Origin of the sequence: Streptomyces sp. NPDC051963, from assembly GCF_044593495.1 — a bacterium.
In the GTDB taxonomy this organism is placed as follows: domain Bacteria; phylum Actinomycetota; class Actinomycetes; order Streptomycetales; family Streptomycetaceae; genus Streptomyces.
Genome location: NZ_JBIUCC010000004.1, coordinates 226,923 through 252,151 on the forward strand (window position 1 = coordinate 226,923; position 25,229 = coordinate 252,151).

General features: G+C 71.4%; 25 protein-coding genes. 8 read left to right on the forward strand and 17 right to left on the reverse strand.

From position 1 onward, the window contains the following. Positions 1–55: 55 nt before the first annotated feature. The 3 genes from ACIHFB_RS17760 to ACIHFB_RS17770 all read right to left on the reverse strand — a co-directional run bounded on the left by ACIHFB_RS17760 (position 56) and on the right by ACIHFB_RS17770 (position 2,738). Positions 56–637: a sugar kinase gene (locus ACIHFB_RS17760; RefSeq protein ID WP_365274006.1), complete on the reverse strand. Its 582-nt coding sequence runs from the start codon at positions 635–637 to the stop codon at positions 56–58. Further along, positions 634–1,818, reverse strand: a complete 1,185-nt coding sequence (locus ACIHFB_RS17765) for an ROK family glucokinase (RefSeq protein WP_365274009.1) — start codon at positions 1,816–1,818, stop codon at positions 634–636. The genes ACIHFB_RS17760 and ACIHFB_RS17765 overlap by 4 nt, the downstream gene beginning before the upstream one ends. A gap of 182 nt (positions 1,819–2,000) precedes the next feature. After that, complete coding sequence (locus ACIHFB_RS17770) at positions 2,001–2,738, reverse strand: GntR family transcriptional regulator (RefSeq protein WP_365275100.1); 738 nt, start codon at positions 2,736–2,738, stop codon at positions 2,001–2,003. A gap of 129 nt (positions 2,739–2,867) precedes the next feature. Between ACIHFB_RS17770 and ACIHFB_RS17775 the strand changes: the two genes are divergently transcribed. Then, a complete protein-coding gene (locus ACIHFB_RS17775; RefSeq protein WP_365274012.1) occupies positions 2,868–3,890 on the forward strand; it encodes a Gfo/Idh/MocA family oxidoreductase in 1,023 nt (340 codons plus the stop codon). Between the two features lie 79 nt (positions 3,891–3,969). Here ACIHFB_RS17775 and ACIHFB_RS17780 read toward each other — a convergent pair whose 3' ends face one another. Further along, positions 3,970–5,148, reverse strand: coding sequence for a cytochrome P450 (locus tag ACIHFB_RS17780; RefSeq protein WP_365274015.1), 1,179 nt, complete (start codon positions 5,146–5,148; stop codon positions 3,970–3,972). Positions 5,149–5,202: 54 nt separating this feature from the next. After that, positions 5,203–5,883, reverse strand: coding sequence for a response regulator transcription factor (locus ACIHFB_RS17785; protein ID WP_365274018.1), 681 nt, complete (start codon positions 5,881–5,883; stop codon positions 5,203–5,205). Positions 5,884–6,273: 390 nt separating this feature from the next. Between ACIHFB_RS17785 and ACIHFB_RS17790 the strand changes: the two genes are divergently transcribed. Further along, positions 6,274–7,587, forward strand: coding sequence for a hypothetical protein (locus tag ACIHFB_RS17790; RefSeq protein ID WP_400127555.1), 1,314 nt, complete (start codon positions 6,274–6,276; stop codon positions 7,585–7,587). Here ACIHFB_RS17790 and ACIHFB_RS17795 read toward each other — a convergent pair. Then, positions 7,484–8,752, reverse strand: coding sequence for a sensor histidine kinase (locus ACIHFB_RS17795; RefSeq protein WP_400127280.1), 1,269 nt, complete (start codon positions 8,750–8,752; stop codon positions 7,484–7,486). The two genes, ACIHFB_RS17790 and ACIHFB_RS17795, sit on opposite strands and share 104 nt — an antisense overlap. A gap of 170 nt (positions 8,753–8,922) precedes the next feature. Between ACIHFB_RS17795 and ACIHFB_RS17800 the strand changes: the two genes are divergently transcribed. Then, on the forward strand, positions 8,923–9,123 hold the full coding sequence (locus tag ACIHFB_RS17800; RefSeq protein ID WP_365274029.1) for a hypothetical protein: 201 nt from the start codon (positions 8,923–8,925) through the stop codon (positions 9,121–9,123). 60 nt (positions 9,124–9,183) lie between these two features. Here the strand turns inward: ACIHFB_RS17800 and ACIHFB_RS17805 are convergent, their stop codons facing one another. The 3 genes from ACIHFB_RS17805 to ACIHFB_RS17815 all read right to left on the reverse strand — a co-directional run bounded on the left by ACIHFB_RS17805 (position 9,184) and on the right by ACIHFB_RS17815 (position 11,224). Further along, positions 9,184–9,582, reverse strand: coding sequence for a ribonuclease domain-containing protein (locus ACIHFB_RS17805; RefSeq protein ID WP_365274031.1), 399 nt, complete (start codon positions 9,580–9,582; stop codon positions 9,184–9,186). Positions 9,583–9,713: 131 nt separating this feature from the next. Further along, positions 9,714–10,340, reverse strand: coding sequence for a dihydrofolate reductase family protein (locus ACIHFB_RS17810; RefSeq protein ID WP_365274034.1), 627 nt, complete (start codon positions 10,338–10,340; stop codon positions 9,714–9,716). A gap of 74 nt (positions 10,341–10,414) precedes the next feature. After that, positions 10,415–11,224 carry an AIM24 family protein gene (locus tag ACIHFB_RS17815; protein WP_365274037.1) on the reverse strand — a complete coding sequence of 270 codons (810 nt, stop codon included), beginning with the start codon at positions 11,222–11,224 and terminating at the stop codon, positions 10,415–10,417. Between the two features lie 112 nt (positions 11,225–11,336). On the opposite strand from ACIHFB_RS17815, the gene ACIHFB_RS17820 reads away from it, so the two are divergent. Continuing rightward, entirely contained in the window at positions 11,337–12,080 is a 744-nt protein-coding gene (locus ACIHFB_RS17820) for an SDR family oxidoreductase (protein WP_365274040.1), read from the forward strand. A gap of 53 nt (positions 12,081–12,133) precedes the next feature. On the opposite strand, the gene alc is transcribed toward ACIHFB_RS17820, so the two are convergent. Next, positions 12,134–13,264, reverse strand: coding sequence for an allantoicase (gene alc / locus ACIHFB_RS17825; RefSeq protein WP_365274043.1), 1,131 nt, complete (start codon positions 13,262–13,264; stop codon positions 12,134–12,136). A 45-nt stretch (positions 13,265–13,309) separates the two neighbouring features. Next, positions 13,310–14,647 carry an allantoinase AllB gene (allB, locus tag ACIHFB_RS17830; RefSeq protein WP_400127281.1) on the reverse strand — a complete coding sequence of 446 codons (1,338 nt, stop codon included), beginning with the start codon at positions 14,645–14,647 and terminating at the stop codon, positions 13,310–13,312. Positions 14,648–14,920: 273 nt separating this feature from the next. Between allB and ACIHFB_RS17835 the strand changes: the two genes are divergently transcribed. After that, positions 14,921–15,718, forward strand: a complete 798-nt coding sequence (locus ACIHFB_RS17835; protein WP_365274049.1) for an IclR family transcriptional regulator — start codon at positions 14,921–14,923, stop codon at positions 15,716–15,718. Between the two features lie 25 nt (positions 15,719–15,743). On the opposite strand, the gene ACIHFB_RS17840 is transcribed toward ACIHFB_RS17835, so the two are convergent. Continuing rightward, the gene (locus ACIHFB_RS17840; protein ID WP_365274052.1) at positions 15,744–16,037 is read right to left on the reverse strand and encodes a DUF5955 family protein; all 294 of its coding nucleotides are present in this window, start codon (positions 16,035–16,037) and stop codon (positions 15,744–15,746) included. 218 nt (positions 16,038–16,255) lie between these two features. Between ACIHFB_RS17840 and ACIHFB_RS17845 the strand changes: the two genes are divergently transcribed. Then, the gene (locus tag ACIHFB_RS17845; RefSeq protein ID WP_400127282.1) at positions 16,256–16,855 is read left to right on the forward strand and encodes an NTP transferase domain-containing protein; all 600 of its coding nucleotides are present in this window, start codon (positions 16,256–16,258) and stop codon (positions 16,853–16,855) included. 196 nt (positions 16,856–17,051) lie between these two features. After that, on the forward strand, positions 17,052–18,677 hold the full coding sequence (aceB, locus tag ACIHFB_RS17850; protein WP_400127283.1) for a malate synthase A: 1,626 nt from the start codon (positions 17,052–17,054) through the stop codon (positions 18,675–18,677). Between the two features lies 1 nt (position 18,678). On the opposite strand, the gene ACIHFB_RS17855 is transcribed toward aceB, so the two are convergent. Genes ACIHFB_RS17855 through ACIHFB_RS17875 form a run of 5 tightly spaced genes read right to left on the reverse strand, consistent with a single transcriptional unit; the run spans position 18,679 to position 23,585 of the window. After that, positions 18,679–18,957, reverse strand: a complete 279-nt coding sequence (locus tag ACIHFB_RS17855; RefSeq protein ID WP_210584727.1) for a SelT/SelW/SelH family protein — start codon at positions 18,955–18,957, stop codon at positions 18,679–18,681. Then, entirely contained in the window at positions 18,954–19,868 is a 915-nt protein-coding gene (locus tag ACIHFB_RS17860) for a HipA family kinase (RefSeq protein WP_400127284.1), read from the reverse strand. Before ACIHFB_RS17860 ends, ACIHFB_RS17855 begins: the two co-directional genes overlap by 4 nt. A 9-nt stretch (positions 19,869–19,877) precedes the next feature. Further along, positions 19,878–21,599 (reverse strand): MFS transporter, encoded by a 1,722-nt coding sequence (locus tag ACIHFB_RS17865; RefSeq protein WP_365274065.1) that lies wholly within the window; start codon positions 21,597–21,599, stop codon positions 19,878–19,880. Next, on the reverse strand, positions 21,596–22,048 hold the full coding sequence (locus tag ACIHFB_RS17870) for a MarR family transcriptional regulator (RefSeq protein ID WP_365274068.1): 453 nt from the start codon (positions 22,046–22,048) through the stop codon (positions 21,596–21,598). Before ACIHFB_RS17870 ends, ACIHFB_RS17865 begins: the two co-directional genes overlap by 4 nt. A gap of 52 nt (positions 22,049–22,100) precedes the next feature. Then, on the reverse strand, positions 22,101–23,585 hold the full coding sequence (locus ACIHFB_RS17875) for an IucA/IucC family protein (protein ID WP_400127556.1): 1,485 nt from the start codon (positions 23,583–23,585) through the stop codon (positions 22,101–22,103). Between the two features lie 113 nt (positions 23,586–23,698). Between ACIHFB_RS17875 and ACIHFB_RS17880 the strand changes: the two genes are divergently transcribed. Next, on the forward strand, positions 23,699–25,216 hold the full coding sequence (locus ACIHFB_RS17880; RefSeq protein ID WP_400127285.1) for an IucA/IucC family protein: 1,518 nt from the start codon (positions 23,699–23,701) through the stop codon (positions 25,214–25,216). Positions 25,217–25,229 lie beyond the last annotated feature (13 nt).

Here is a 25,229-nt window from a genome sequence, read left to right on the forward strand (position 1 = left end):
TACGGGCGGGGTCTGACAATCGGCCCCGGCACCCGGCGGGGGCGCGGGCTTCCTGTCAGGGAATGACGCGTGAGACGACGTAGATGAACGGGTTGTTCGGGTCGCCCAGGCTGACCATGACCTGCTGCGTGGGCCGCGGGTCGCGCTGCTCGTGGACCAGGCCGTACCAGGGGCCGGGCGACGTGAAGTCCCAGCCGGTGACCTTCTGGTCGCGCTCACCGATGGTGATCTTGTTCGGCTTCAGGTCGGACCGGCTCACGCCCAGGTCCTTGAGGAAGACGTCCAGGTTCGCATTGGGCGTCTGGAACTTGACGTAGAGACGGCTGGTCTTCCAGTTGTTCGTCTCGTAGTACGCGACCTTGCCCGACGGGTGCGGCATCGGCACCTGGTAGAGGCGGCGCTGGACCTTCGACGGCCAGCCGGGGGTGAGACCCCGCGCCGAGTACTTCTCCTCCTTGGCCCTGCCGCTGTCGCGGCTCTGCGCGGCGGAGATCACCAGATAGCCGGCCGGTACACCGATGAGCAGCCCGATGATGAGCAGGGTGAGCGCCCGGCGGCGGATCACATGGCCGCGGTCCTCGGGCGTACCGGGCGGCTCGTCCGCGGGCGGGGCCTGATGGGGCAGCTGGGCGGTCACAGCGCCTCCCCGCTGTCGCGGCGGGCCTCGGCGTACCGTTCGTAGCGCTCGTACCGCTCGACGCGGCGGCGCTTGGCGCGGCGGAAGCGGCGGGCGACCAGGCGGGCGAGGTCGGCGGCGCCGACCATGCCGGCCTCGGGGCCGAGCTGGGCGCGGGCGATGCGGGCCTCGGGGCGGTAGCCGCGGCCGGTGAGCTGGCGTTTGAAGGCGTCCCGCGCGGGCCCGATCAGCAGGTTGTCGGCGGCCGAGACACCGCCGCCGATCACGAAGCACGACGGGTCCAGCGCCGCCGCCAGGTTGGCGATGCCGACGCCGAGCCACTGGCCGATGTCCTGGAGCAGCTCGATGCACATGGCGTCGCCCTCGCGGGCCAGCTCGGTGATGACCGGGCCCGTGATGTCGGAGACCTGGCCCTTGACGTGCTCGATGATCCCGTACGCCACCGGAGAGTCGGCCGCCGCGAGTTCACGCGCCTCTCTGACCAGCGCGTTTCCGGAGCTGTACTGCTCCCAGCAGCCGCGGTTGCCGCAGGGGCAGCGGTGGCCGCCGGGTACGACCTGCATATGGCCGAACTCACCGGCCACGCCGTACTTGCCGCGCTTGACCTGCCCGTCCTCCAGTATCGCGCCACCGATGCCGGTACCGAGCGTGATCATGACGAGGTGGTCCTCGCCACGGCCGGCGCCGAAGCGCCACTCGGCCCACGCGGCGGTGTTGGCGTCGTTGTCGACGAGGACGGGGACCGAGAGCCTGCTGGAGATGCGGTCGCGGAGGGGCTCGTTGCGCCAGGACAGGTGCGGCGCGAACAGGACGCGGTTGCGGTCGGCGTCGACCCAGCCGGCCGCCCCGATGCCGACGGCGTGCACGTCGTGGCGGTCGGAGAGGTCCAGGACCAGCTCGACGATGGTGTCCTCGACGACCTTCGGGCTCTTGGACTTGTCCGGGGTCTCTGTGCGGAGCTTCTCCAGGATGTTGCCGTCGGCGTCCACGACACCCGCCATCACCTTGGTGCCGCCGATGTCGATGCCGACGGTAGGCACCCGGGGGGCGGTGAGGTGGGAGCGGCGTTCCCTGGTGCCGACCGTGCGGAGCACGGGGGCACGCCGGGAGCCGATGGGGGCGCCGGTCGCTCGGGCGTTGCCCAGTGCTCTGGGGAAGGCTAGGTCGCGGTAGTTGCTCATCACCGCCGATTCTGCCGCACGCTCACGCTGGGTGCCGAACGGGGGAGCAAAGGAGAGCGCGCGACCGACGCCGGATGCGTGCCTCCGCGGACACCGGGGACGGCGAGCCGGTCGCATTGTCCTGACATTGAGACGAATACGGCCTCTTACGACGGGTCTGCGGCCGCTGTCACCGACGGCGTCTACGGTCGTACGAGCAGCTGGAACTCGAAGGAGTAGCGGGACGGCCGGTAGGTGTGGGTGCCGAACTCGACCGCGCGGCCGGTGTCGTCGAAGGTGGTGCGCTGCATGGTGAGCAGCGGGGCGCCCTCGGCCTCGCCGAGCCGTTCGGCCTCGGCGGCGGTGGCGGCGCGGGCGCCGATCGACTGCCGGGCGCTGTGCAGGGTGATCCCGGCGGAGCGCATCAGACGGTACAGGCCGGTGGCCTCCAGCTGCACGGTGTCGAGATCGAGCAGACCGGGCGGGAGGAAGTTGCAGAGGTACGCCATCGGCTCGGCGTGCGCCAGCCGCAGCCGTTCGACACGGTGGACCTCGCTGTCCTCGGCGACAGCGAGGGCGGCCGCGACCTCGGCGGACGCGGGGACGACCGTGTTGACGAGGACCCGGGTCGCGGGGCGCTGACCGGCCGCCTCCAGGTCGTCGTAGAGGCTGCTGAGCTCCAGCGGGCGTTTGACCTGGCTGTGCACGACCTGTGTGCCGACGCCTCGGCGGCGGACCAGCAGGCCCTTGTCGACCAGGGACTGGATGGCCTGGCGGACGGTGGGCCGGGACAGACCGAGGCGTGCGGCCAGCTCGATCTCATTGCCCAGCAGGCTGCCAGGAGTGAGCGCTCCGTGTTCGATCGCGGCTTCGAGCTGCTGCGACAACTGGAAGTACAACGGCACCGGGCTGCTTCGGTCCACACTGAGCTCGAGCGACACGGTCGGGTCCACTTCTGGTTTCGGCACGGGCCGAGCGTAGCTCCGTGGGCGGTTGACGGGAAGTTGTGTAGTTCGATTGTCCGGACATACGCATTGACAGGGTACGGGCCGGGGCCGCACTTTGTTTCCATGCGCATCGGGGTCATCGGTACAGGCCGGATCGGCACGATTCATGCGAACACGCTCAGCCGCCATCGTGACGTCGGTTCCCTGATCCTCACGGACGCGGATCCGACGCGGGCGCAGGAGCTGGCGCAGCGACTGGGAGAGACGGCGGCGCCGGGGGTGGACGAGATCTTCCGGTGGGGTGTGGACGCCGTGGTGATCACGGCGGCGACATCGGCCCATGCCGATCTGATCGGCCGGGCGGCACGCTCGGGTCTTCCGGTGTTCTGCGAGAAGCCGATCGCACTCGACCTGCCGGGCACGCTTCAGGCGATCGCCGAGGTCGAGACCGCGGGAACGGTTCTCCAGATGGGGTTCCAGCGCCGCTTCGACGCCGGCTACGCGGGGGCCCGGGACGCGGTGCGCTCCGGCCGACTGGGGCGGCTGCACACCGTGCGGGCGCTGACCTCGGACCAGGCGCCGCCACCGGCCGCGTATCTGCCGCTGTCCGGCGGGCTGTACCGGGACACGCTGATCCACGACTTCGACGTACTGCGCTGGGTGACGGGGCACGAGGTGGTCGATGTGTACGCCTCCGGGTCGGACGCCGGTCCCGCGATGTTCCGGGAGGCCGGTGACATCGACACGGCCGCGGCCGTCCTGACCCTCGACGACAGCACGCTCGCCACGGCCACGGCGACGCGGCTGAACGGTGCCGGGTACGACGTCCGCATGGAGCTCTCAGGGGAGCTGGACACGGTGGTGGTCGGGCTGGACGACCGTACGCCCGTCGCCTCCACCGAGCCGACCGGGCCGCCGGCCGCGGACAAGCCGTGGGCCGGTTTCCTGGAGCGCTTCGGGCCCGCCTACGAAGCCGAACTGGCCGCGTTCATCGAGGTGGTGCGGGGCGAGCGAGCCAACCCCTGCGACGGCCGCGAGGCCTTGCAGTCGCTGCGGATCGCCGAGGCCTGCGAACAGTCCCGACGGGAGCGAAGACCTGTCCGGCTGGCAGAGATCGTGGGCGGGGCCGCGTCCACGACGGTCTGACCGGACGCCGTGGGGGACGGCAGCCGGGCCGTACCCCCTCAGCGCTGCACTGCCTCTACGGCCACCCGCGCGCCGTCGCTCACCAGCGCACCGGCAGGGTGCGCATCCCGCGCATCAGCATGCCCGGCAGCCACTCGCCGGGCGGGCCGTCGAGGGCGAGGTCGGGGGCGCGGTCGAGCAGCGACCGTATCGCCGTACGTGCTTCGAGGCGGGCCAGCGGGGCGCCCAGGCAGAAGTGGATGCCGTGGCCGAAGGCGACATGGCTGCGGGAGTCGCGCCGGATGTCGAAGGTGTCGGGAGCGGGGTAGCGGCTCGCGTCGCGGTTGGCGGCGGTGAGGCCGATCATCACCGACTCGCCCTGGTCGATGTGGATGCCGCCGATCTCCATGGGCTCGCTCGCATACCGGAACGTCGCCGTCTCCACCGGGCCCTCGTGGCGCAGCATCTCCTCGACCGCGTCGTCGATCAGGGTCATGTCGGCGCGCAGCGCGGCGAGTTGGGCGGGGTGGGTGAGCAGGGCGTGGACGCCGCTGGTGATGAGGTTGACCGTGGTCTCGTGGCCCGCGATCAGCAGGATGAAGGCCATGCCCCGCAGTTCGTCCTGGGAGAGCCGGTCGCCGTCCTCGGCGGTGGTGCGGATCAGTTCGCTCAGCAGGTCGCCGCTCGGCCCGGCGCACCGCTTGTCCTCGATGAGGTCGGTGAAGTAGGCGCCGAGGCGGACATAGGCGTCGTGCTCGCTGCCCGGGCTGGTGGGTGCGACGGCTTCCGTGGACATCTTGCGGAACTCCGCGCGGTCCAGCTCGGGCACGCCGATCAGTTCGCAGATGACGGTGAGCGGCAGCGGGTAGGCGAGGGACTCCACCAGGTCGGCGCTGCCCTGCGGCAGCATCGCGTCGAGCAGGTCGTCCGTGATCTGCTGGATCCTCGGGCGGAGCGCCTCCACCCGGCGCATGGTGAAGGCGCGCGAGATCAGACCGCGCAGCCGGGTGTGCTGGGGCGGGTCGGTGATCAGCAGGTTCTTCCCGATCAGCTCCTCGTCGAGCCCCTTCAGGCCGATCTTGGCGCCGTCCTTGAACAACCGTGGCTCGGCGAGCGCCGCACGCGCCGTCTCATGGCCGACGACGAGCCAGACCTCGGACTGCCAGTCGGGGAACCGGACACGGTGGACGGGCCCCTCGGCGCGCAGGCGTGCATACACCGGATGCGGGTTCACGCGGAACCCCTCGCCGAACTCCCCCATGTCGATGACGTCCGTCATGGCCCTCCCCCTCGCACCACAGCCCGACACACGGACAACGTCCGGCGCCCGCGATCAGTGCCCGTCCTCCTCGGATTCCTCCAGCAGTCCCGCGTCGTAGGCCAACAGGGCGATCTGGACCCGGTTGTTGAGGTCGAGCTTGGCCAGGATGCGCGAGACATGGGTCTTGACGGTGGCGACGCTCATGAAGAGGGCGGCGGCGATCTCCGCGTTGGACAGACCCCGGCCGACCGCGACGGCGGCCTCGCGCTCGCGGTCGTTGAGGGTGCCGATGCGCTCACGCGCGCGTGCCCGCCGGGTGTCGGCGGCGGTGCCGGCCGCCTGCTCCATCAGCCTGCGGGTGACGGAGGGCGACAGGACGGGGTCGCCGGCCGCGACCCGGCGCACCGCGTCGACGATCTCGGCGGGCGGGGTGTCCTTCAGGACGAATCCGGCGGCGCCGGCGCGGAGCGCCCGCAGCACCTGCTCGTCGGCGTGGAAGGTGGTCAGGACCACGACCTGCGGGGCGTCCTTGCGGCCGCGCAGCTGCTCGGTGGCCGTCAGTCCGTCCACCGACGGCATCCGGATGTCCATCAGGACGACGTCCGGGCGGGTGCGGTCGACGAGCGCCTCGACCTCACGGCCGTCGGCCGCCTCGCCCACGATCTCGATGTCGTCGGCCCCGCCCATCATGAAGGACAGGCCGGCCCGCACCAGGGGATCGTCGTCGACGAGGAGCAGTCTGATCGCAGTCATGAGCCTTACGTAATCACGGTTGGGCCAGGTGAGTTGCGCACGATGCCGCACCAAGGCGGTCCGTGCCCCCCTCCCGCCCTGGCAGGATCACCGCATGCGTACCGTGTACGCCCTGTTCGTGGGCATCGACGACTACCCGGTCAAACCGCTGAGCGGCTGCGTCAACGACGCGCAGGAGGCGGAGAGTTGGCTGCGGCGGCAGAGCGGACCGCCGCCGGTGATCCAGTCGCTGTACGACGACCTGGCCGGGCGGGCGGCCGTACTCGCCGGGATCGAGGGGCACCTGGGGAGCGCGGGGCCCGATGACACGGCGCTGCTGTGGTTCAGCGGCACGGAAGCGAGCGCCCCACCGACGACCCCCGAGAGGCCACCGGCTGGTCGCAGGCCCTGGTGTGCCACGACAGCCTCGACGAGGACGGTCAGGCCCTGCTGCTCGATTCCGAACTCGGCGCCCTCCTCGACGCCATCGCGGCGCGGGACACCCATGTCGTCGCGGTCCTCGACTGCTGCCACTCGGGCGGAGCCACGCGCGACGGTGACACGGCCGTCCCCGGGGCGACCGCCCGGGGCGTGGAGTGGCGGCCCTGGTGGCGCACCGACGGCGGCGGGAGCGGTCCGGAGCGGAGCCATGTGCTGCTGGCCGCCTGTCGCCCGCGTGAGCGTGCGCACGAGAGCAACCTCGACGGGCGGGTGCGGGGCTGGTTCAGCAACGCGCTGCTGCACACGCTCGACCGGCTGGGCCCGTCGGCGACGTACGGCCAGGTGCATGCGCTCACCGAGGAGCGCGTCCGCGCCATGAGCCCCGTCCAGCACCCGGAACTGGCACCGGGTGTCCGGCACCGCCCGACACCCACGCCCGGCCGCCGCCCACCTCGACCCGCAACGGCAGCCCGTCCCCGCCGCCCGCTCGTCGAAGGCCGGCGAGTCGGCCAGCCGGGCCAAGTCCTCGACGGCCGAGTCGAAGTCGTCCTCTCCGCCGACGAGTTGAGCCAGGACGATGCGAAGGCCGGCGTGGTTCGCGTCGATCGCGTCCCGCTCGGGGCTGCCGGCCGGCACCATGGCCCGCGCCTGGTCCATCCGGGAGATGGCCGCTTCCAGCTCGGCGGGGTCGTCGTAGTGCAGCATCGTGGCCATCGCGCTGGTGGCCACGATGCCGGCCTGCCACCTCTGTTCCTGTGGCCCGTACTCCCGTGCTTCACGCCGGAGTTCCTCTTCCCGCCGGGCGTCGCTGACCGGCTGGTCGAACGCCAGATGAGGGAGCAGGGTGAGGATGTGCCCCGCACGCAGTCCGGACATCAGCGTGCCGCGGGGCAGGACCCGCCAGTCCCCGTACAGCATGTCGTACGCCTCGCGCCCGGTCGCGCAGCCCAGCCGGTCCAGGACCAGTCCGGTGATCCGGGTCATGTCCCCGGCGTCGTTCGTGCCCTGACGCATGCTCATCGTCAGTTCGTAGATCAGGGCTTGCATGTCGTACGGCTTCCGCGCCACGTCACCCGTCCCGTCCCGGCCGGCACTCGCCGCCCACCGACCCACAGGAGCGGCGTACGGCACACCGGTTCACGCTACCGGCCGCGGGCGGGACGGTCCGCGACGCCGCCGCTCAGCCCGGCTCGCCCCACGGCAGCCAACCCCGCACCCCGAATCCCCCGTACCCCTCCGGCCCGTACGCGAGCCGCCCGCCGGCCAGCGTCGCCCGCTCCGTGAGCCCGATCAGGCCCTGCCCGGAACCGGGGACGGGAGGAACCTCGCCGTCGGGAGCGGGGTTTCGTACGGACACGGTCAGGCCCTCGCCCGGGGCGCCCGTGACGGACACGGTGACCTCGGTGCCGGGGGCGTGCTTGCGGGCGTTGGTCAGGCCCTCCTGGGCGATGCGGTAGGCGGTGCGGCCGACGGAGGCCGGGACGGCGGCGGGGTCGGTGACGCGGTTGTCGAGGGTGACCTTCATGCCGGCCTCGCGGGACTCGGCGACCAGGGCGTCCAGCGCTCCGAGCGTCGGCTGCGGGCGGCCCGACTCGTCGGGCTCGCCGGCCCGCAGCACGCCGATGATCTCCCTGAGGTCCTGGAGTGCCTCGTGCGCGCTCTCCCGGATGACGCCCGCCGCCCGCACGATCTCCTCCCGGGGCGCGTCCGGCCGGAACTCCAGCCCGCCCGCGTGCACGCTCAGCAGCGTCAGCCGGTGGGCGAGCACATCGTGCATCTCCCGGGCGATGGCCTCGCGGGCGAGCCGCTGTGCCTGCTCGGCCCGCAGCTGCGCCTCCGTCTCGGCGCGCCGGGCACGGTCGCGCAGGCTCAGCATGAGCTGCCGTTTGGAGCGTACGAGCAGGCCGCAGGCGATGGCCGAGACGGTGAGCAGCAACGTGAGCGCGACCGCCGCCAGATACGGCAGACCGGGCTCCGGGCGCCACCAGAAGTACAGCGGGATGCCCGCGACCGAGATGCCGCCGATCAAGCCCACGTACTTGAAGGGCCGGTGCACGGCGAGCGTGAAGAAGGCGATCAGGGAGGCGCCGCCGGCGGTGCCCGAGACAAAGCCGACGGGAAGCATCACGACGGCGAGCCCGACCGGCCAGCGGCGGCGGAGCCAGATCGCGGCGCAGGCGAGGGCTCCGAGCCACTGGTCGACGAGGGCGAGCGAGTGCGGGGTGTTCGGGTCACCGGTCACGGCGTCCGCACCCGCCAGACCGATCAGGACGGCCAGCAGGAAGCAGGAGAAGTCGACGAGCCAGTCGCGCACCGTGCGCCGGGGCCGTCGCCCGGACCGTTCGGTGTCGGGGTCGAACTCATGGACCACGGCGGACGGGAACAACCACCGGCGCCCCTCGAACGCCGGCGCGGACTGTTCCGCCTTGTCACCACTCACGGTCGACAAATCTACGCAGTGCGGGCCCGCCGCACCTCCCCCCGCTCCTGATCGACGACCAAAGTCGCGACGCCGCAGACTTTCGGCGCGGGGCCGCGGAAGGATCAAGGACTTCCGTCGGGGAGATCTCGCCCCGCGTCCGATGACCGTGGGGGGTCCGCGGGGCGAGAGTTCTCACCATGAAGGAATTGCTGGAGGTACTCGGATTCATCGCCATGGTGCAGGGCGCGATGGGCCTGGTGCACGAGTTCACCGACTGGAAGATCGGTCTCGTGCAGAAGGTCGGCTTTCTCGACGGCTACGGGATCTTCGCGAGCGTCGCACTCGTGGTACTGGCGTTCGCGTTGTTCGCCGCCGCCGAGAGCCGGAAGTCCGGCTGAGCTCGGACCGGACTTCCGGCCGGTCGCACCGTTCCTCAAGGGTCGAACGGGCAGCGGAACTCAGCAGCCGTAGTCGACCAGGTCGAACGACTCGTAGTGGTCCGCGGTGTAGTAGTCCTCCTGGTTCTCCTCACCGGTGACGATCCGGCGAGCTCCGCGCGTAGACGAGCCCGGCGTGATGACCGTGTACTCGTGGTAGTACCCGGTCGACTGGGAGGGCAGGATGCCTTCGCGGTTCTGGAAGACCGTCCCGTCCTGGTCGTACGGGAACGGACCGCCCTGCTCGATCAGGTCGAGCGTGTCGTGCGCCTGGGAGGGCAGATCGCCGTAGCAGATGCTGCCCACGGCGCTGACCGCGGCGTTGGCCGACGTGGCGGCGGTGACGGTGCCGCCCACGAGGAGGGCGGACAGGAGGGCGGCTGCGGCGCCGATGCGTGTTGCGCGTGGGGGGAATCTCATGCCCCACATGATGACGCGCGTAGACAGTGGCATGTCAATGACAACCCCGGAGAATTTCCCGTCACGTCCGATGAGTTTTCGGGGATTTAACCTGCCGCCCGGCGTCTTCACGCAGGCCGGGCGGCAGGTCGTCAGGCATTCTCGGGCAGCTCGTACGTGCCGTACTCCGGGCGGCCCGCGAGGTCGTACGACTGGATGGAGACGCCCGTCGAGGTGATCAGTCCGCCGCGGCGCCGGAAGGCGGTCGGCACCGCGCCCTCCGGGAAGAGCCGGAAGCCGGCGCCCAGCACGACCGGGAAGGTCAGCAGGTGGACGGTGTCGACGAGATCGAGGGCGAACAGGGCCTGGAGAAGCGCGCCGCTGCCGTGGACCTGGATCTCGCCGTCGGTGCGCTCCTTGAGGGCCGTGACCTCCTTGGCCAGGTCGCCGCCGAGCACGGTGGTGCCGGACCACTGGGGGTCGGTGAGGGTGGACGAGGCGACGTACTTCGGCAGGGCGTTCAGCTTGGAGGCGACGGGGTCGGCCGGGTCGGTCACCTTGGGCCAGTACGCGGCGAAGATGTCGTAGGTACGGCGGCCGAGGAGGAACGCGTCGACGCTGCCGAAGACCTCGGTGACGAACCGGCCGAAGTCCTCGTCGTTGAACGGAACGGTCCAGCCGCCCTGCTCGAAGCCGCCCCGTGTGTCCTCCATGGGGCCGCCCGGCGCCTGGTAGACACCGTCGAGGCTGACGAAGATCTGGGAGACGAGCTTGCCCATGACGGGTGCCTTCTCTCTGTGGTGGGGTCTGCTGTCATCAGCTCAGACCCCACCGGCACCCGCAACTCATCGCTTCAGCCCGCGTGGGTCGAGAAGAGCCCGCCCGTGGGTCCCTGCTTGTCGCCGCCCTGGGCCTTCCTCAGGGCGCCCGCGAGGCTCTCGATGGTGAGCGACTGGAGGATGACGCGGCCGTTGCCCTCCAGGGTCGCCAGGGACAGGCCCTCGCCACCGAAGACGGCGTTCATCACGCCCTGGCGGTTGAGGCCGCCGACGCGCTGGACGCCGTACTGGATGCCCTCCTCGAAGGCCACGACGCAGCCCGTGTCGACCTCGACGCGGCCGCCGAAGTCGGCCGGATTGAGGTCGATGAAGTTGCCGGCGCCCGCGATGATCACCGTGCCCCGCCCGGTGAACTTCTCCAGGACGAAGCCCTCACCGCCCTTCATGCCGGTCCTGCCGCCCTGGAAGGCGATGCCGAAGTCGACGGTGGACTCGGCGGCGACGAAGGCGTCCTTCTCGGCGAACCACGCGCGCGTGCCGTCGAGTTCGAGGGCGCGCATCTCGCCCGGGAGCACACCCGCGAAGCCGACGGTGCCTTCGCCCCCGGTCGAGGTGAAGTACTGGAACGCCAGCGACTCCCCCGCGAGCGCGCGCTGTCCGGCCTGCATGGCGGTGCCCATGGCCTGGCGCAGCATGCCGCCCATGCCACCGCCCTGAGACGGTGGTGCGCCGCCGCTCGACGGCCCGCTCAACCGGGTCTCCATCGTCACGTTCACCGTCTTGAAGAGGAACTTTCCGGCCTCGCAGTACACGGTCTGGCCGGGCTGCAGGCTGACGACCGCCATCTGCATGGCGGTGCCCACGATCTCTTGCTGAAGTGTCACGACGGGAGAACGCCTCAGGCGGAGTCAAGAGTTCCGGCCGTGCGTCCGACCGGGCGACCTCGACGTCCGTTCGCCGCCGGCACTACGGGGCGGCGGCCGCTGGGATGAGGGCATGACTTCTTACGGAACTCTCGACGGCAAGGTGGCCCTGGTGACCGGCGGCAGCCGTGGCATCGGCGCGGCGACGGCACTGCGGCTGGCCCGGGACGGCGCGGACGTGGCCGTCACGTACGTGAACGGCAAGGAGGCGGCCGAGGACGTCGTACGGGCCGTCGAGGCGCTCGGGCGGCGGGCGGTCGCGCTGCGCGCGGATGCGGCGGACGCGGAGGAGGCGGCGGGGGCGGTGAACCGTGCGGCTCAGGCGCTGGGCGGACTGGATGTGCTGGTCAACAACGCGGGGGTCGGGCTGCTCGGGCCGGTGGAGAGTCTCTCGCTCACCGATGTCGACCGGCTGCTCACCGTGAATGTGCGCGGGGTGTTCCTGACCTCCCAGGCGGCGGCCGCGCGGATGGACCGGGGCGGCCGGATCATCACCATCGGCACCTGCATGACCCAGCGGGTGCCGGGGCCGGGCGGGACCCTCTATGCGATGAGCAAGTCGGCGTTGGTCGGCCTGACGAAAGCGCTCGCGCGGGAACTGGGCGCGCGCGGGATCACCGCCAACATCGTCCATCCCGGGCCCGTCGACACCGATATGAACCCAGGTGACGGGCCTTACGCGGCGGGGCAGGCGGCCATGACCGCGCTGGGGCGTTTCGGGACGGCTGAGGAGGTGGCGGGGACGGTGGCGCACCTTGCGGCGGCCGCGTACGTCACGGGCGCGGAGTTCGCGGTGGACGGGGGGCATGCGGCGTGATCCCGTCGAACCGACTTCGCCCCGCCGCCCCCGCCCGTCCCGTCCCCGAGGGCTCAGCCGCCCAGTTCCTGGTGCCTGGCCGCCAGCCCCGTCGCGCCCGCCTCCGTCAACGAGCCGAACAGGCGCAGCCGCGAGATGCCCCCGTCGGGGAAGATGTCCACGCGCGCGTGCGTACCGACTGCCGGGGCCGGGAGGACGAAGCGGTGGTTGGTGTCGGGCTGGAGACGGGTGCGCGGCAGGACCTCCGTCCAGCCGCCGTCCGCACCGTCCTTCACCGACACCGACGCCCAGCCGGCGCTGTTGCCCTTCAGATACGCCGTGTCGATCTCGATCGCGCGGATCAGGGACTGGGCCACCAGCCGGTAGCTGATCCAGTCGTTGCCCTGGTCGCGGCGGCGGCGGGTCTCCCAGCCGTCGTCCATCTTGCGCGAGCGGCCCGGCTGGATGGTGTTGGTGGCGGGTGAGTAGAAGAGGTTGGAGGCGTCCTCGACCTGGCCGCCGTTCTCCAGGGCGACCACATCGAAGGTGCTCAGCACCTCCAGCCACGCCGGGTCCGGGACGACCTCGCCGTACACCCGCAGACGGGCGATGCCGCCGTCGGGATGCTGGTTGACCCGCAGGTGTGTGAAGCGCTGCTCGACCGCCACGGCGAAACCGTTCGCCGCGTGGCCGCCGACCGGTGTGCGCGGCACCAGCGTCGTCCACTTCACATCGCCCGAGACCAGCTCCTCCGGCGACGGCGAGCCCGGTACCGAGGTGCCCTCGATGGACACCGCCTGCGGGTAGTTGCCGCGGAAGTGGGCCGTGTCGACGACGATCCCGCGGATCACGCCGGGCGCGCCGAGGCGGACCAGCGCCCAGTCGTGGTCCTCGGCCGTCGGCCAGGGGTGGCCGGCCGAGGCACCGCGGCGGCGGCGGGTCTCCCAGCCGTCCATGATCTTGCCCTTGTGCCCGAAGTGCTCCGGGTCGAACTCGGCGCTCCCGGGCACCAGCAGATTCTCCCGCTGGGCGAAGAACTCGTCGTTGGCGGCGATGACACCGGCGCCGAGCTGCCGGTCGGCGAGGTTGGCGTACTGGGTGAAGGGGAAGTCGGCGGTGCGGTAGTCCGCGTACGGGTCGCCGCCCTGGTAGGGGTTTGCGTCGCCGGTGAAGTTCGCCCCGGAGAATTCATGCTGCGCCGTCACGGTGATCAGGTCTGCCTTTCGCAAGTCGGCGGGTGCGGGTGGGTGTCAGGAGGTCCGGGTGAGGAGGTGCCCCTTCGGCTCGGTGAACTCGCCGTCCGCCACGATGCGTTCGCCGCGCAGCCAGGTGGACCTGACGACCCCGTACAGCGTCTTGCCCGCGTACGCCGTGACGCGGTTGCGGTGCTGGAGGGCCGCCGGGTCCACGGTGAAGGTCTCGTCGGGTGCGAGGACCGCGAAGTCGGCGTCGCGGCCGGCCTCGATGGCGCCCTTCTGGCCGAGGCCGACCAGCTGGGCCGTCCGCCCGGACATCCAGCGGACGACGTCCTCCAGGCCGTGGCCGCGCCCCCGTGCCTCGGTCCACACCGCTGCCAGGCTCAGCTGGAGGCCGGAGATGCCGCCCCACGCCGTCGCGAAGTCGTCGGTCTTCAGGTCGGCCGTGGACGGCGAGTGGTCGGTGACCACGCAGTCGATCGTGCCGTCGGCCAGCGCCTGCCACAACAGGTCCTGGTTGGCGGCCTCGCGGATGGGCGGGCAGCACTTGAACTCGCTGGCCCCGTCCGGGACTTCCTCGGCGATCAGGGTCAGGTAGTGCGGGCAGGTCTCGACGGTGAGGCGGACGCCCTCGGCCTTGGCCCGGGCGATCAGCGGCAGCGCGTCGGACGAGGACAGATGGAGCACGTGCACACGCGCGTCCAGCCGCTTGGCCTGGGCGATCAGCTGGGCGATCGCCGTGTCCTCCGCGTCACGCGGGCGTGAGGCCAGGAAGTCGGCGTACTTCGGGCCGCCGTGCTGCGGGGCGGCGGAGAGGTGGTGCGGATCCTCGGCGTGCACGATCAGCAGGCCGTCGAAGGAGGCGATCTCGGCCAGGGACCGGGCGAGCTGCTCCTGGTCGAGGTGCGGGAACTCGTCCACTCCCGAGGGGGACAGGAACGCCTTGAAGCCGAAGACCCCGGCGTCGTGCAGCGGGCGCAGGTCCCGCACGTTGTCGGGCAGGGCGCCGCCCCAGAAGCCGACGTCGATGTGCGCCTTGTCGGCGGCCACCTTCTGCTTCGTACGGAGGTGGTCGACAGTCGTGGTCGGCGGGAGGGAGTTGAGCGGCATGTCGACGAGGGTGGTGATGCCGCCGGCGGCCGCGGCGCGGGTGGCCGTCCAGAAGCCCTCCCACTCGGTGCGGCCGGGGTCGTTGACATGCACGTGGGTGTCGACCAGGCCGGGCAGCAGGACGTCGTCGCCGACGTCCGTCAGCCGGGCGCCCGCGGGCACCTCTGCGTCGTACGGCTGGACGGCAGTGATCTTCCCGGCGGAGACGGCGACCGAGGCGGCGCGCGTCCCTTCCGGGGTGATGACACGCGTGGACCGCAACACCAGTTCGACGTCGGACACCCGGACCCCTCTCTCTGCCGCCGTTTACTTCCGGGAAACGGGATTTACTTCCACGTAACGGAATTCAACGTTCTGTTGAAGGAGTCTTCACTCCCGTCCGCGCGCCGTCAAGGGCACACTTCTCCACAGTGCACCCGATGCGGTTACTCTGGACGTTTCCACAAAGTGGAATTAGAATTCCGCCAAGCAGAACGTAGTTACGCACAAGCGGGGAGTCAACCGACCCACGGGTAGGCTTCTGCTCTTCCCGCCTGTCCCGAAAGGAACGCGCCCGTGCCGACGTCCAGCGCCAGCACCACCGACTCCGCCAAGTCCGCCACCGGCGGGGTCCAGTCCCTCGAGCGCGCCTTCGACCTGCTCGAGCGGATGGCCGACGCGGGCGGCGAGGTCGGGCTGAGCGAGCTGTCCGCGAGCAGTGGCCTGCCGCTGCCGACCATCCACCGCCTGATGCGCACGCTGGTGGCCTGCGGTTACGTCCGCCAGCAGCCCAACCGGCGCTACGCCCTCGGTCCGCGCCTGATCCGGCTCGGCGAGTCCGCCTCCCGGCTGCTCGGCACCTGGGCCCGCCCCTATCTCGCCCGCCTGGTCGAGGAGACCGGCGAGACGGCGAACATGGCACTGCTCGACGGGGACGAGATCGTGTACGTGGCACAGGTGCCGTCGAAGCACTCGATGCGCATGTTCACCGAGGTCGGCCGGCGTGTGCTGCCGCACTCCACGGGCGTGGGCAAGGCCCTGCTGGCGAACACCCCGGACGACGAGGTGCGCGCGCTGCTCGCCCGCACCGGCATGCCGGCCGCGACGGAGAAGACGATCACCACGGCCGACGGCTTCCTCGCGGCCCTGGACGACGTACGCCGGCTCGGCTACGCGGTCGACGACAACGAACAGGAGATCGGGGTGCGCTGCCTGGCGGTCTCGGTCCCCAACTCCCCCACCGCGGCGGCCATTTCGATCTCGGGCCCGGCGGGCCGGGTCACGGAGACGGTGACTGAGCGGATCGTGCCGGTGCTCCAGCAGGTCGCCGGTGAACTGTCCGAGGCGCTGGCGACCAGCCAGAACCACGCGTGACGCTGCCGTACCGGCGGATCAGGCCCTAACCCCGCCCCCGCGGCGGCTCCCCGAACAGGTCCACCGCGGCGCGCACCTGTGTGAGTCCCCGGGACAGCGCGCTCACGGAGCCGATCGCCCCGGCGATCAGCAGCAACGAACGGCGCAGGCGCGGGATTTCGGGGCGGCCGCTGATCGTCATCGCGGCGAGCGCGGCGAGTTCGTCCTCGGCGATGGCGCGGTCGGGGAACTCGGCGGGATGCGCGGCGAGTTCGCGGCGCAGCCGGGACACCGCGGTCCGCAGTTCCGCCACCCTCGGGTCCTCGTCGCTGCCGGTCACTGGCCGCCTCTGCCCCAAGCTCCGCAACACAGCTCACCCCCCGCGCACGCCGTTGTGCGCCTGTACGTCGTGATCCCGCCCAGCGCCCCCGGAAGCTGGTCGGACGCCGGGGACGCGGGCCAGTAAACGCCACCCCGCGCGGGATGCGCCACCGCGCGGACCGAAATTCAGTCTCCCGAAAACCCGTCGCGCGCCGGTGTCTCAGGTATGCAGGACGCATGACGGACAAGGAAGACACCGTTGCCGGGCTGCTCCTCGCGGCGGGCGGCGGACGGCGGCTGGGCGGACGGCCCAAGGCCATGCTCGAACACCGGGGGCGGCCGCTCGTCGAACACGCGGTCGGCGTCCTGCGTACGGCCGGGTGCACCCGCGTCCATGTGGTGCTCGGGGCGCAGGCGGCGGCCGTACGGGAGCGGGCGCGGCTGGAGGGGTGCGTACTCGTGGAGAACCCGGAGTGGGAGCAGGGCATGGGCTCCTCGCTGCGCGCCGGGCTCGATTCGCTCGCCGGGACCCCGGCACGGGCCGCGCTCGTCTCGCTCGTCGACCAGCCCGGCATCGGCCCGGAGGCGGTGGCCCGAGTGCTCGCCGCACACAAGGGGGAGGAGTCGCTCGTCTCGGCCGCCTACGACGGGGTACGCGGGCACCCGGTCCTGTTCGGCGCCGCCCACTGGGCCGGCATCGCGGCCACGGCGACCGGGGACCGCGGGGCACGCGCCTATCTGAAGGCCCATGAGGAGGCGATCACGCTCGTCGAGTGCGGGGACGTGGCCGAGGCGTACGACATCGACACGGAAGGCGACCTGGGCCACCTTGAGTGAGCATGGTGGCACCGAGCGCCACCTTGCCTCGACTCAGAGAATCTCGACATCAACAAACCATTGAACTTCCACTATGAGGAAACTAGTATCCACTGCTCAGAAGGCTGGACCGCCCCGAGGATGTGTCCGGCCCTCTCCGGTGCCCCGCGGCACCCAGTGCCACACGTACGCAGCCCGCTGAAGGAAGTGACAGCTCATGTCCGCACCAGCGCCGTCCCCGCTGGCCATCGTCGACGCCGAGCCCCTGCCCCGGCAGGACGAGGTCCTCACCGAAGCGGCCCTCGCCTTCGTGGCCGAGCTGCACCGGAGGTTCACGCCCCGGCGCGCGGAGCTCCTCGCCCACCGAGCGGAGCGCCGCGCCGAGATCGCCCGCACCTCCACGCTCGACTTCCTCCCGGAGACCGCCGCCGTCCGCGCCGACGACTCCTGGAAGGTGGCCCCCTCCCCCGCGGCCCTGAACGACCGCCGCGTCGAGATCACCGGCCCCACCGACCGCAAGATGACCATCAACGCCCTCAACTCGGGCGCCAAGGTCTGGCTCGCCGACTTCGAGGACGCCTCCGCGCCGACCTGGGAGAACGTGGTCCTCGGCCAGCTCAACCTGATCGACGCCTACACCCGGAACATCGACTTCACCGACCCGAAGTCCGGCAAGTCCTACGCCCTGAAGGCCGAGGCCGAGCTCGCGACCGTCGTCATGCGCCCGCGCGGCTGGCATCTGAACGAGCGTCACCTCACCACCCCGGACGGCGAGCAGGTCCCCGGCGCCTTCGTCGACTTCGGCCTGTACGTCTTCCACAACGCCCAGCGTCTGCTCGACCTCGGCAAGGGCCCGTACTTCTACCTCCCCAAGACGGAGTCGCACCTGGAGGCCCGTCTCTGGAACGACGTCTTCGTCTTCGCGCAGGAGTACCTCGGCATCCCGCAGGGCACCATCCGCGCCACCGTGCTGATCGAGACGATCACGGCCGCGTACGAGATGGAGGAGATCCTCTACGAACTCCGCGACCACGCCTCGGGGTTGAACGCGGGCCGCTGGGACTACCTGTTCTCCATCGTCAAGAACTTCCGTGACGGCGGCGCCAAGTTCGTCCTGCCGGACCGCAACGCGGTCACCATGACGGCCCCGTTCATGCGCGCGTACACCGAACTCCTCGTCCGCACCTGCCACAAGCGCGGCGCGCACGCGATCGGCGGCATGGCGGCGTTCATCCCGTCCCGTCGCGACGAGGAGGTCAACAAGGTCGCCTTCGAGAAGGTGAAGGCCGACAAGGACCGTGAGGCGAACGACGGCTTCGACGGCTCCTGGGTCGCCCACCCGGACCTCGTCCCGATCGCCATGGCCTCCTTCGACGCGGTCCTCGGCGACAAGCCGAACCAGAAGGACCGGCTCCGCGAGGACGTGGACGTCAAGGCGGCCGACCTGATCGCCGTCGACTCGCTGAAGGCCGTGCCGACGTACCCGGGCCTGGTCAACGCCGTTCAGGTGGGCATCCGTTACATCGAGGCCTGGCTGCGCGGCCTCGGCGCGGTCGCCATCTTCAACCTGATGGAGGACGCGGCCACCGCGGAGATCTCCCGCTCGCAGATCTGGCAGTGGATCAACGCGGGCGTCGAGTTCGAGAATGGTGAGAAGGCCACGCCGGAACTCGCCCGCAAGGTCGCCGACGAGGAACTGGCGAACGTCCGCGCGGAGATCGGCGAGGAGGCCTTCGCGGCCGGCCACTGGCAGCAGGCCCACGACCTGCTGCTCACCGTCGCCCTCGACGAGGACTACGCGGACTTCCTGACCCTGCCCGCCTACGAGCAGCTCAAGGGCTGAGTCACGAAGCAGGTTTGTCCGAGTGGCCCAGGGACCTTCCCGGGGCCACTCGGTCACGTACCGCCTGCTTGACCGCCGTGGGCTCCGGGAAGCCCTGCTCACGGCGGTCCCAGACCACCTCGTCGTTCACACGCACGACGAAGACGCCACCGGTGCCGGGCTTGAGCGACAGCTCGGTCAGTTCCGTCTCGAACGTCGTCAGCAGCTCCTGCGCCAGCCAGGCGGCGCGGGGCAGCCAGCGGCACTGGGTGCAGTACTCGATCTGAACGCGCTGGGTCATTCGAGGTGCACCGACCAATCCTGTTCCGCCGCCGGTTTGCCGTGCAGGTCGGGGACCTGCTTGAGCCACTTCGGACGGCCTCGCTGTGTCTTCGCCGCGCGCAGGGCCTGCTCGGCGGCGAGTTCCTCCCGGGTGGGGAAATCCGTGGGCAGCCACGCCTTCGACGCCTCCACGCGCGCGTGGAGGTAGCCGACGTAGGCCTCGCGCACGTCGTCGGGCGCCGTGAAGCCCGGCTCTTCGGCGAGCCAGGCGTCCGGGACCTCGGCGACGATCTCGCGCAGCAGTTGCTCCGTGACGCGGGGCGCGAGTTCGGCGTCGGCCGCGCGCACGTCCGGTGCGTAGTGGCCGAGCGCATGGTGCCGGAAGTCGTACGCCTTCCGCGGTTCCGTGGCGTCCCAGCGGTGGTGGAAGACGAGGGCGGCGCCGTGGTCGATCAGCCACAGGTGCGGGGGCGCGGTGCCGAACGTCGGCCAGATCATCAGGTTGGAGCTGTGGACCGTACGGTCGACGTTGACGGTCAGCGCGTCCAGCCAGACGATCCGGCCGGCCTCCAGCGGGTCGACCCGGAATGTCTCGGCGACCTCGGGCGTGAAGTCCTTCGCGCCCGGCAGGAAGTCCATGCCGAGGTTGATCCCGGCGCTGGCGCTGTGCAGTTCCCGCACCTCCTGGTGCGGCTCCCCGTCGGCGATCCCCGGATCGAAGTGCACCAGCACCAGCTCGGGGAACCGCAGGCCCAGCGCCCGCGCCAGCTCACCCACGATCACCTCGGCGACCAGCGCCTTCCTGCCCTGTGCGGAGCCGGTGAACTTGACGACGTACATGCCCAGGTCGTCGGCCTCCACCACACCCGGCACCGATCCCCCGCTGCGCAGCGGGTTCACATAGCGGGTCGCGGTGACTTCTCTGAGCATCCCGCCAGGCTATACGGCCTTGGCGCGCAGTTCGGCGAGGGTGTCCACGCTGAGCTCACGGGGGGCCTTCGCGGGGTCGACGAGGACGACCGTGCAGCTCGCGGCGTGGGTGAGCGCGCTGGTGAAACTGCCGTCGGCGAACTGGGCGAGCGCGCCGCGCGGGGAGTGACCCACGGCCACCACCCGGGCGCCGACGTCCGCCGCGTGCCGGGCGAGGACGCGGCCGGCGGCGCCGTGGTCGCCCACGCTGGTGAGCAGTTGGCCGGTGGCGGTCAGGCCCTGTGCCGCGAGCCGGTCCAGATGGGCGGTGACGGCCGCGCGGCCCGCGTCGGCGTCCTCGGTGCTCTCGGCCTGCTCCTCGACCACGGCGATCTGCTGCACATGGACTACCTCCAGCGGGCTGTGGGTGTCCCGGGCCATCCGGGCCGCGGCGTCCACGATGGCGGCCGCCCCCTCGTGCGCCCCGACGGCGACGACGACCGGGGTGGCCCCGGCCGGCGTCGGGTCGCCGACCGGCGCGAGCGAGGGCGTCACCGGCTCGCCTTCGGCGCCGCGCTGCTCGGCCCGGCTCAGCAGCCGGTGACCGCTGGCGAGGACCGGTATGGCGAGCAGGAAGGTGGCGGCGCCGAGGTAGAAGGGCACGCTCAGATCGGTGGCGTCGGCGAGCTTGCCCGCGGCGTACGGGGCGAGGCCGCCGCCGATGAAGCGTACGAAGCCGTACGCGGAGGAGGCGACGGGCCGTTCCACCGGCGAGACGAGCATGACGGCCTGGGTGGTGAGCGTGTTGTTGATGCCGATGAAGATGCCGCTGAGGACGACCGCGACGATCACCACGGTGGGTGTGCTGACGCCGGCGGCGATCACGGCCATCACGATGCCGAGGCCGAGAAGGTTGGCGTAGAGCACGGGCGCGGTGCCGTAGCGGGCCTGGAGGCGCGGGGCGAAGAAGACGCTGAACAGGGCGACCAGCAGGCCCCATCCGGTGAAGACCAGGCCGAGTTGATGGGCGTTCAGCTCCATGGGGTACGGGGCGTAGCCCAGCATGGTGAAGAAGCCCCAGTTGTAGAGCAGCGCCATGATGCCCATCGTCAGCAGCCCGCGGTGGCGCAGCGCCTTGAGCGGTGCGAGGGGCGAGGTGGGGCGGGCCGGCTTGGGCAGGTTCGGCACGAACACGGCGGTGGCGACGAGCGCGATCGCCATCAGGACGGCGACCCCGAAGAACGGGCCGCGCCAGCTGATACCGCCCAACTCCCCGCCGAGCAGCGGCCCGACGGCGATGCCGAGGCCGAGCGCGGTCTCGTACAGGATGATCGCGCCGCCGAAGCCGCCGCTGGCCGAGGCGACGATCACGGCCAGGGACGTGGCGATGAACAGGGCGTTGCCCAGTCCCCAGCCGGCGCGGAAGCCGACGATGCCGTCGATGGAGTCGGAGGTGCCGGCCAGCGCGGAGAAGACGACGATGACCGACAGGCCTATGACGAGGGTGCGTTTGGCGCCGAAGCGGCTGGAGAACCAGCCCACGAACAGCATCGCCACCGCGGTCACGATCAGATAGCTGCTGAAGAGCAGGGACACCTGGCTGGGCGTGGCGTGCAGGCTGTCGGCCAGAGCCGGGAGGATCGGGTCGACGAGGCCGATGCCCATGAAGGAGATGACACAGGCGAACGCGACGGCCCAGACGGCCTTGGGCTGCTTGAAGGGGCTGGCGGGCTTCGGGTGGGACGTACTCATGTGTTCTTCTCCTGGATGACGCGTGCGAGGGCCGGCAGGGCGATCCCCACCGCCGTGCGTTCGGCCTCGGTCATTTCCTCCACCAGCTCCATGAAGGCCTGGGCGACTTCGGCGCGCCGCTGCTGACGCACCTCGCTGCCGCGGTCGGTGACCTCCACCAGGACGCCTCGTCCGTCGGTGTGATCGGAGACGCGGCGCACCAGGCCGTCCCGCTCCATGCGGTTGACGAGCTGCGTCATGTTCGGCTGGGAGACGCGTTCCGCGCGGGCCAGATCGGTCAGCCGGTGCGGCCCCTCCCACCCCAGCCGGGACAGCGCGGACGAGGCGGCCGTGCTCAGCCCGCCGGCGTTGGCGCTGCGGCGCACGTACCGCGTGATCTGCTCCACGGCCCCGATGAGCCGCTCCGGGGACGGGGGTGCGCCCTCAGGGTCCATAACCTGCTTATGCATAACCACATTATGCATGTAGATGCACGATGAAACAAGATGGTCCGCGGGACCCTCAGGCGTCGGCCAGTGGATTCGGCAGCGGCAGATAGCGCGCGTCGGCCCCGTCCGCACCGGTCCAGCGCAGCAGCAGGTTCGTCTTGCCGGGGAGGGTGGGCGCGGTGAGCAGTCCGGCGACCTCGGGCAGGTCGTGCCGGGCCAGTTCGGCACGTACGGCGGGCCAGGGGTCCAGGGCCGGGTGACGCTCGGCGAGGGCCCCGGCGACCTCGATCAGGTGGTTGACGACCAGGCAGTACACCAGCCGCTCCCACCCGGCGGCCCGCTCCACGTCCGCCGACAGCTTCACGCCCTCGGCGTCCCGGAACAGGGCCTGCACGGGTGTGCCGTCGGCATCGACGGCGATCAGCGAGTTCTGCAGATGCGCTTCGAGTACGACGCCGTGGTCGGCGAAGGCGGCCAGCACCGGTGGGACCACCTGGCGCAGATAGGCCTCCCACCAGCCCGCCGGATCGTCCGTGCCGTCGAGCGGGCTGCCCGTGAAGCCCTCGACGAGGCCGGCGGCGAGCAGCGGGGTCGCGCCGGGCAGCAGGTGGGGGCGCAGTCCGTCGCGGACCAGGACGGCGAGTTCCTCGAAGGCGAAGCCGGCGGTGCGGTAGCCGCGGTCGGCCAGCCAGGCCGCCGGGCCGTCGATCGCCGCGAACGCCTGGGTCACGGCCGAGTCGGTGCGGCGCAGTTTCTCCAGGTCGTGGCGCCACAGCCGGCGTACGTCGTTGGTGATGCGCACATCCAGGCTGAACTTCAGGAAGAGGTCGCGCTCCGGGGCGTACACCGTGCGGATCGCCGCCGTGGGCCGGACCGGGAACGCGGTCGCGCCCAGCCGGACCAGCCGGCCGTCCGCGAAGGCCCGGGCGAGGTCCTGGCCGACGAGGTCGAGCTGCCACGGGTGGGCGGGCAGCAGCCGGTAGCCGGGCGGCGCCTCGCCCAGGGTGTCGAGGGCGGAGGTGTCGCCCTCCTCGACGACCGCGTCCTCGCGCACGCCGAGCAGCACCAGCGGGAAGTCGGCGTGCGCTTCGGGGGCGTACGGCAGCCAGGCGGTGACCGGGCCGCCGCCGCGCGCCTTGGGGGCGGGGTGGTAGGGGTGGCCGGTGATGAGGCACTGCTCGGAGCGCAGATAGGGGTCGTCGGGCGCGGTGGCGCGGGCCCGCGCGGTGAGCAGTGCGGCGACGGCGTCGCGGCTGTCGGCCATCTCGGCGAGCAGTTCGTGGTTGGACCGGCCCGTGTACCGGGTGAGCTCCTCGACGACGAGCTTCATGAGGTCGTTGTGGCCGAGCCGCTGCCAGGCGCCCGCGACGTACAGTTCGGGCTCGGCGGGCCGTCGTCCGCCGCGCACCCGCAGCAGCCGGTCCCCGCCCGGCAGCCGGTACACCCACCGCTCGCCGGGTTCCGGTCCTGCCACCTCCCGCAGCAGGCAGTTCAGCAGCGGGGCCGTCGCGTACGCGTCTGCGCGTGCCGACGCGTCGTCGGCGGTGGGCGGGGGCATGAGGTCCACGCGTTCCACTTGTTCCCTACGGTCCGTTCGGGCGGGAGACGATCAGTATGTCCGTCGTCACGCTTTCGTCGTGACGCCCTGTCTGCAACCTTAGGAGCCCGCCTGTGCATCATCCCCCCACCGTCGAGGCCCAGGTCGCCGAGGAGCTGGCCGTCGTACGCCCGGATCTGGTGTCGCGGTACACGGCCGAGCTGCCCGGCGCCCGGGCGGCCGTACTGACCCGGCTGTGGCGTGCGCTGGCCCATGAACCGCTGACGTGGATCGCCGACCGCGGGCCCGGTGTGCTGCGGCTGTCCGACGGGCGGCGACTGCACGGCCCCGTCGCGGACCCGTACGCCACCGCCGCGTACGTCACCGCCGTACGGCTCGACGGGGTGTCGTACGACGATCCGGCGCGGTTGATGACGGGGCTCGCGGTACCGCACGGGGCGTACTTCGCCGCCGAACTCGCGCACAGTGCGGCGTCGTTGGCGCTGTCCCGGGCGGGGCAGGTGGGCCGCTCGAAGGAGTGGCCCGACCGTGACTGGGAGTGGGAGCAGCGGGTGGTCGACGGGCATCCGTTCCACCCCAACTGCCGTTCGCGGCCCGGCTTTTCGGTGGCCGAGCAGCTGGCGTACGGACCGGAGCACCGGCCGCTGGTGCGGCTGGGGCTGATGCCGGTCCGGGCGCGGGAGTGCCTGGTGACGGGTGAGTGGCCGGACCGCATGCGGGACGGGGAACGGCTGCTCATCCCGGTGCATCCCTGGCAGGCGGAGCACGTCCTCAAGCGGGCCCGCGACGAGGAGGCCCCCGCGCATCCGCTGATGTCCCTGCGCACCCTCGCCCTGCCCGGCGGCCCGCACGTCAAGACCGCACTGAGCGCCCGGCTGACGTCCTCGGTGCGGGACATCTCCCAGTGGTCGATCTCGACGTCGGCGATCCTGTCGGCGTTCGCCGAGGAGCTGGCGGAACACACGGACGGACTGCTGCACTTCACCCGTACCATCGGCGCGATCACCGCCCACTCCCCCGACCTGGCGGCCGTGTTGCGGGAGTCCCCCCAGATCCACGGCGACCCGGTACGCGGCGAGCGGGTCGTGCCGGTGGCCGCGCTGCCCACCACCGGGCTGCCCGAATCCCCCGCCTGGCTGGCCGACTTCGCACGGCTGGCGCTCACCGTGGGCCTGCGTCTGCTGGAGCTGGGCGTGGCCCTGGAGGCGCACGGCCAGAACCTCCTCGTGGTGCTCTCCCCGACGGGCGCACCGCTGCGGCTGGTCTACCGCGACCTCGCCGACATCCGGATCAGCCCCGCCCGGCTGGCCCGGCACGGCATCCCGCTGCCGGAGCTGACCGGACGGATCGTCACGGACGACGAGACCACGCTGCGACGCAAGGTGTTCGGCTCACTGGTGGCCGGAGCGCTGGCGGGCACGGCGGGGTCGGGTGCGGCGTTGCGGGCCGCGCTGGAGACGGCCGTACGGGATCTGCCGCGCACACCGGATCTCGTCGCACTGCTCGAAGAGCCGCTCCCCACGAAGGCGTTGACGCTGATGCGGCTCTCGCCGGGGACGCCCGGGGACCAGTGGGCCCAACTGCCCAACCCCCTGCGGTCTTCGGACCGTTTTGGAGCGGGACACCTTTGATCAATAGGATCCG

Coding starts and splice junctions, on each gene's coding strand:
- ACIHFB_RS17820 (WP_365274040.1), top strand. CDS start 11,337: ATGACTTCTTACGGAACTCTCGACGGCAAGGTGGCCCTGGTGACCGGC.
- ACIHFB_RS17780 (WP_365274015.1), bottom strand. CDS start 5,148: ATGACGGACGTCATCGACATGGGGGAGTTCGGCGAGGGGTTCCGCGTG.
- ACIHFB_RS17855 (WP_210584727.1), bottom strand. CDS start 18,957: ATGACCCAGCGCGTTCAGATCGAGTACTGCACCCAGTGCCGCTGGCTG.
- ACIHFB_RS17765 (WP_365274009.1), bottom strand. CDS start 1,818: ATGAGCAACTACCGCGACCTAGCCTTCCCCAGAGCACTGGGCAACGCC.
- ACIHFB_RS17870 (WP_365274068.1), bottom strand. CDS start 22,048: ATGCATAAGCAGGTTATGGACCCTGAGGGCGCACCCCCGTCCCCGGAG.
- ACIHFB_RS17805 (WP_365274031.1), bottom strand. CDS start 9,582: ATGAGATTCCCCCCACGCGCAACACGCATCGGCGCCGCAGCCGCCCTC.
- ACIHFB_RS17800 (WP_365274029.1), top strand. CDS start 8,923: ATGAAGGAATTGCTGGAGGTACTCGGATTCATCGCCATGGTGCAGGGC.
- ACIHFB_RS17810 (WP_365274034.1), bottom strand. CDS start 10,340: ATGGGCAAGCTCGTCTCCCAGATCTTCGTCAGCCTCGACGGTGTCTAC.
- ACIHFB_RS17875 (WP_400127556.1), bottom strand. CDS start 23,585: ATGCCCCCGCCCACCGCCGACGACGCGTCGGCACGCGCAGACGCGTAC.
- ACIHFB_RS17865 (WP_365274065.1), bottom strand. CDS start 21,599: ATGAGTACGTCCCACCCGAAGCCCGCCAGCCCCTTCAAGCAGCCCAAG.
- ACIHFB_RS17785 (WP_365274018.1), bottom strand. CDS start 5,883: ATGACTGCGATCAGACTGCTCCTCGTCGACGACGATCCCCTGGTGCGG.
- ACIHFB_RS17775 (WP_365274012.1), top strand. CDS start 2,868: ATGCGCATCGGGGTCATCGGTACAGGCCGGATCGGCACGATTCATGCG.
- aceB (WP_400127283.1), top strand. CDS start 17,052: ATGTCCGCACCAGCGCCGTCCCCGCTGGCCATCGTCGACGCCGAGCCC.
- ACIHFB_RS17860 (WP_400127284.1), bottom strand. CDS start 19,868: ATGCTCAGAGAAGTCACCGCGACCCGCTATGTGAACCCGCTGCGCAGC.
- ACIHFB_RS17845 (WP_400127282.1), top strand. CDS start 16,256: ATGACGGACAAGGAAGACACCGTTGCCGGGCTGCTCCTCGCGGCGGGC.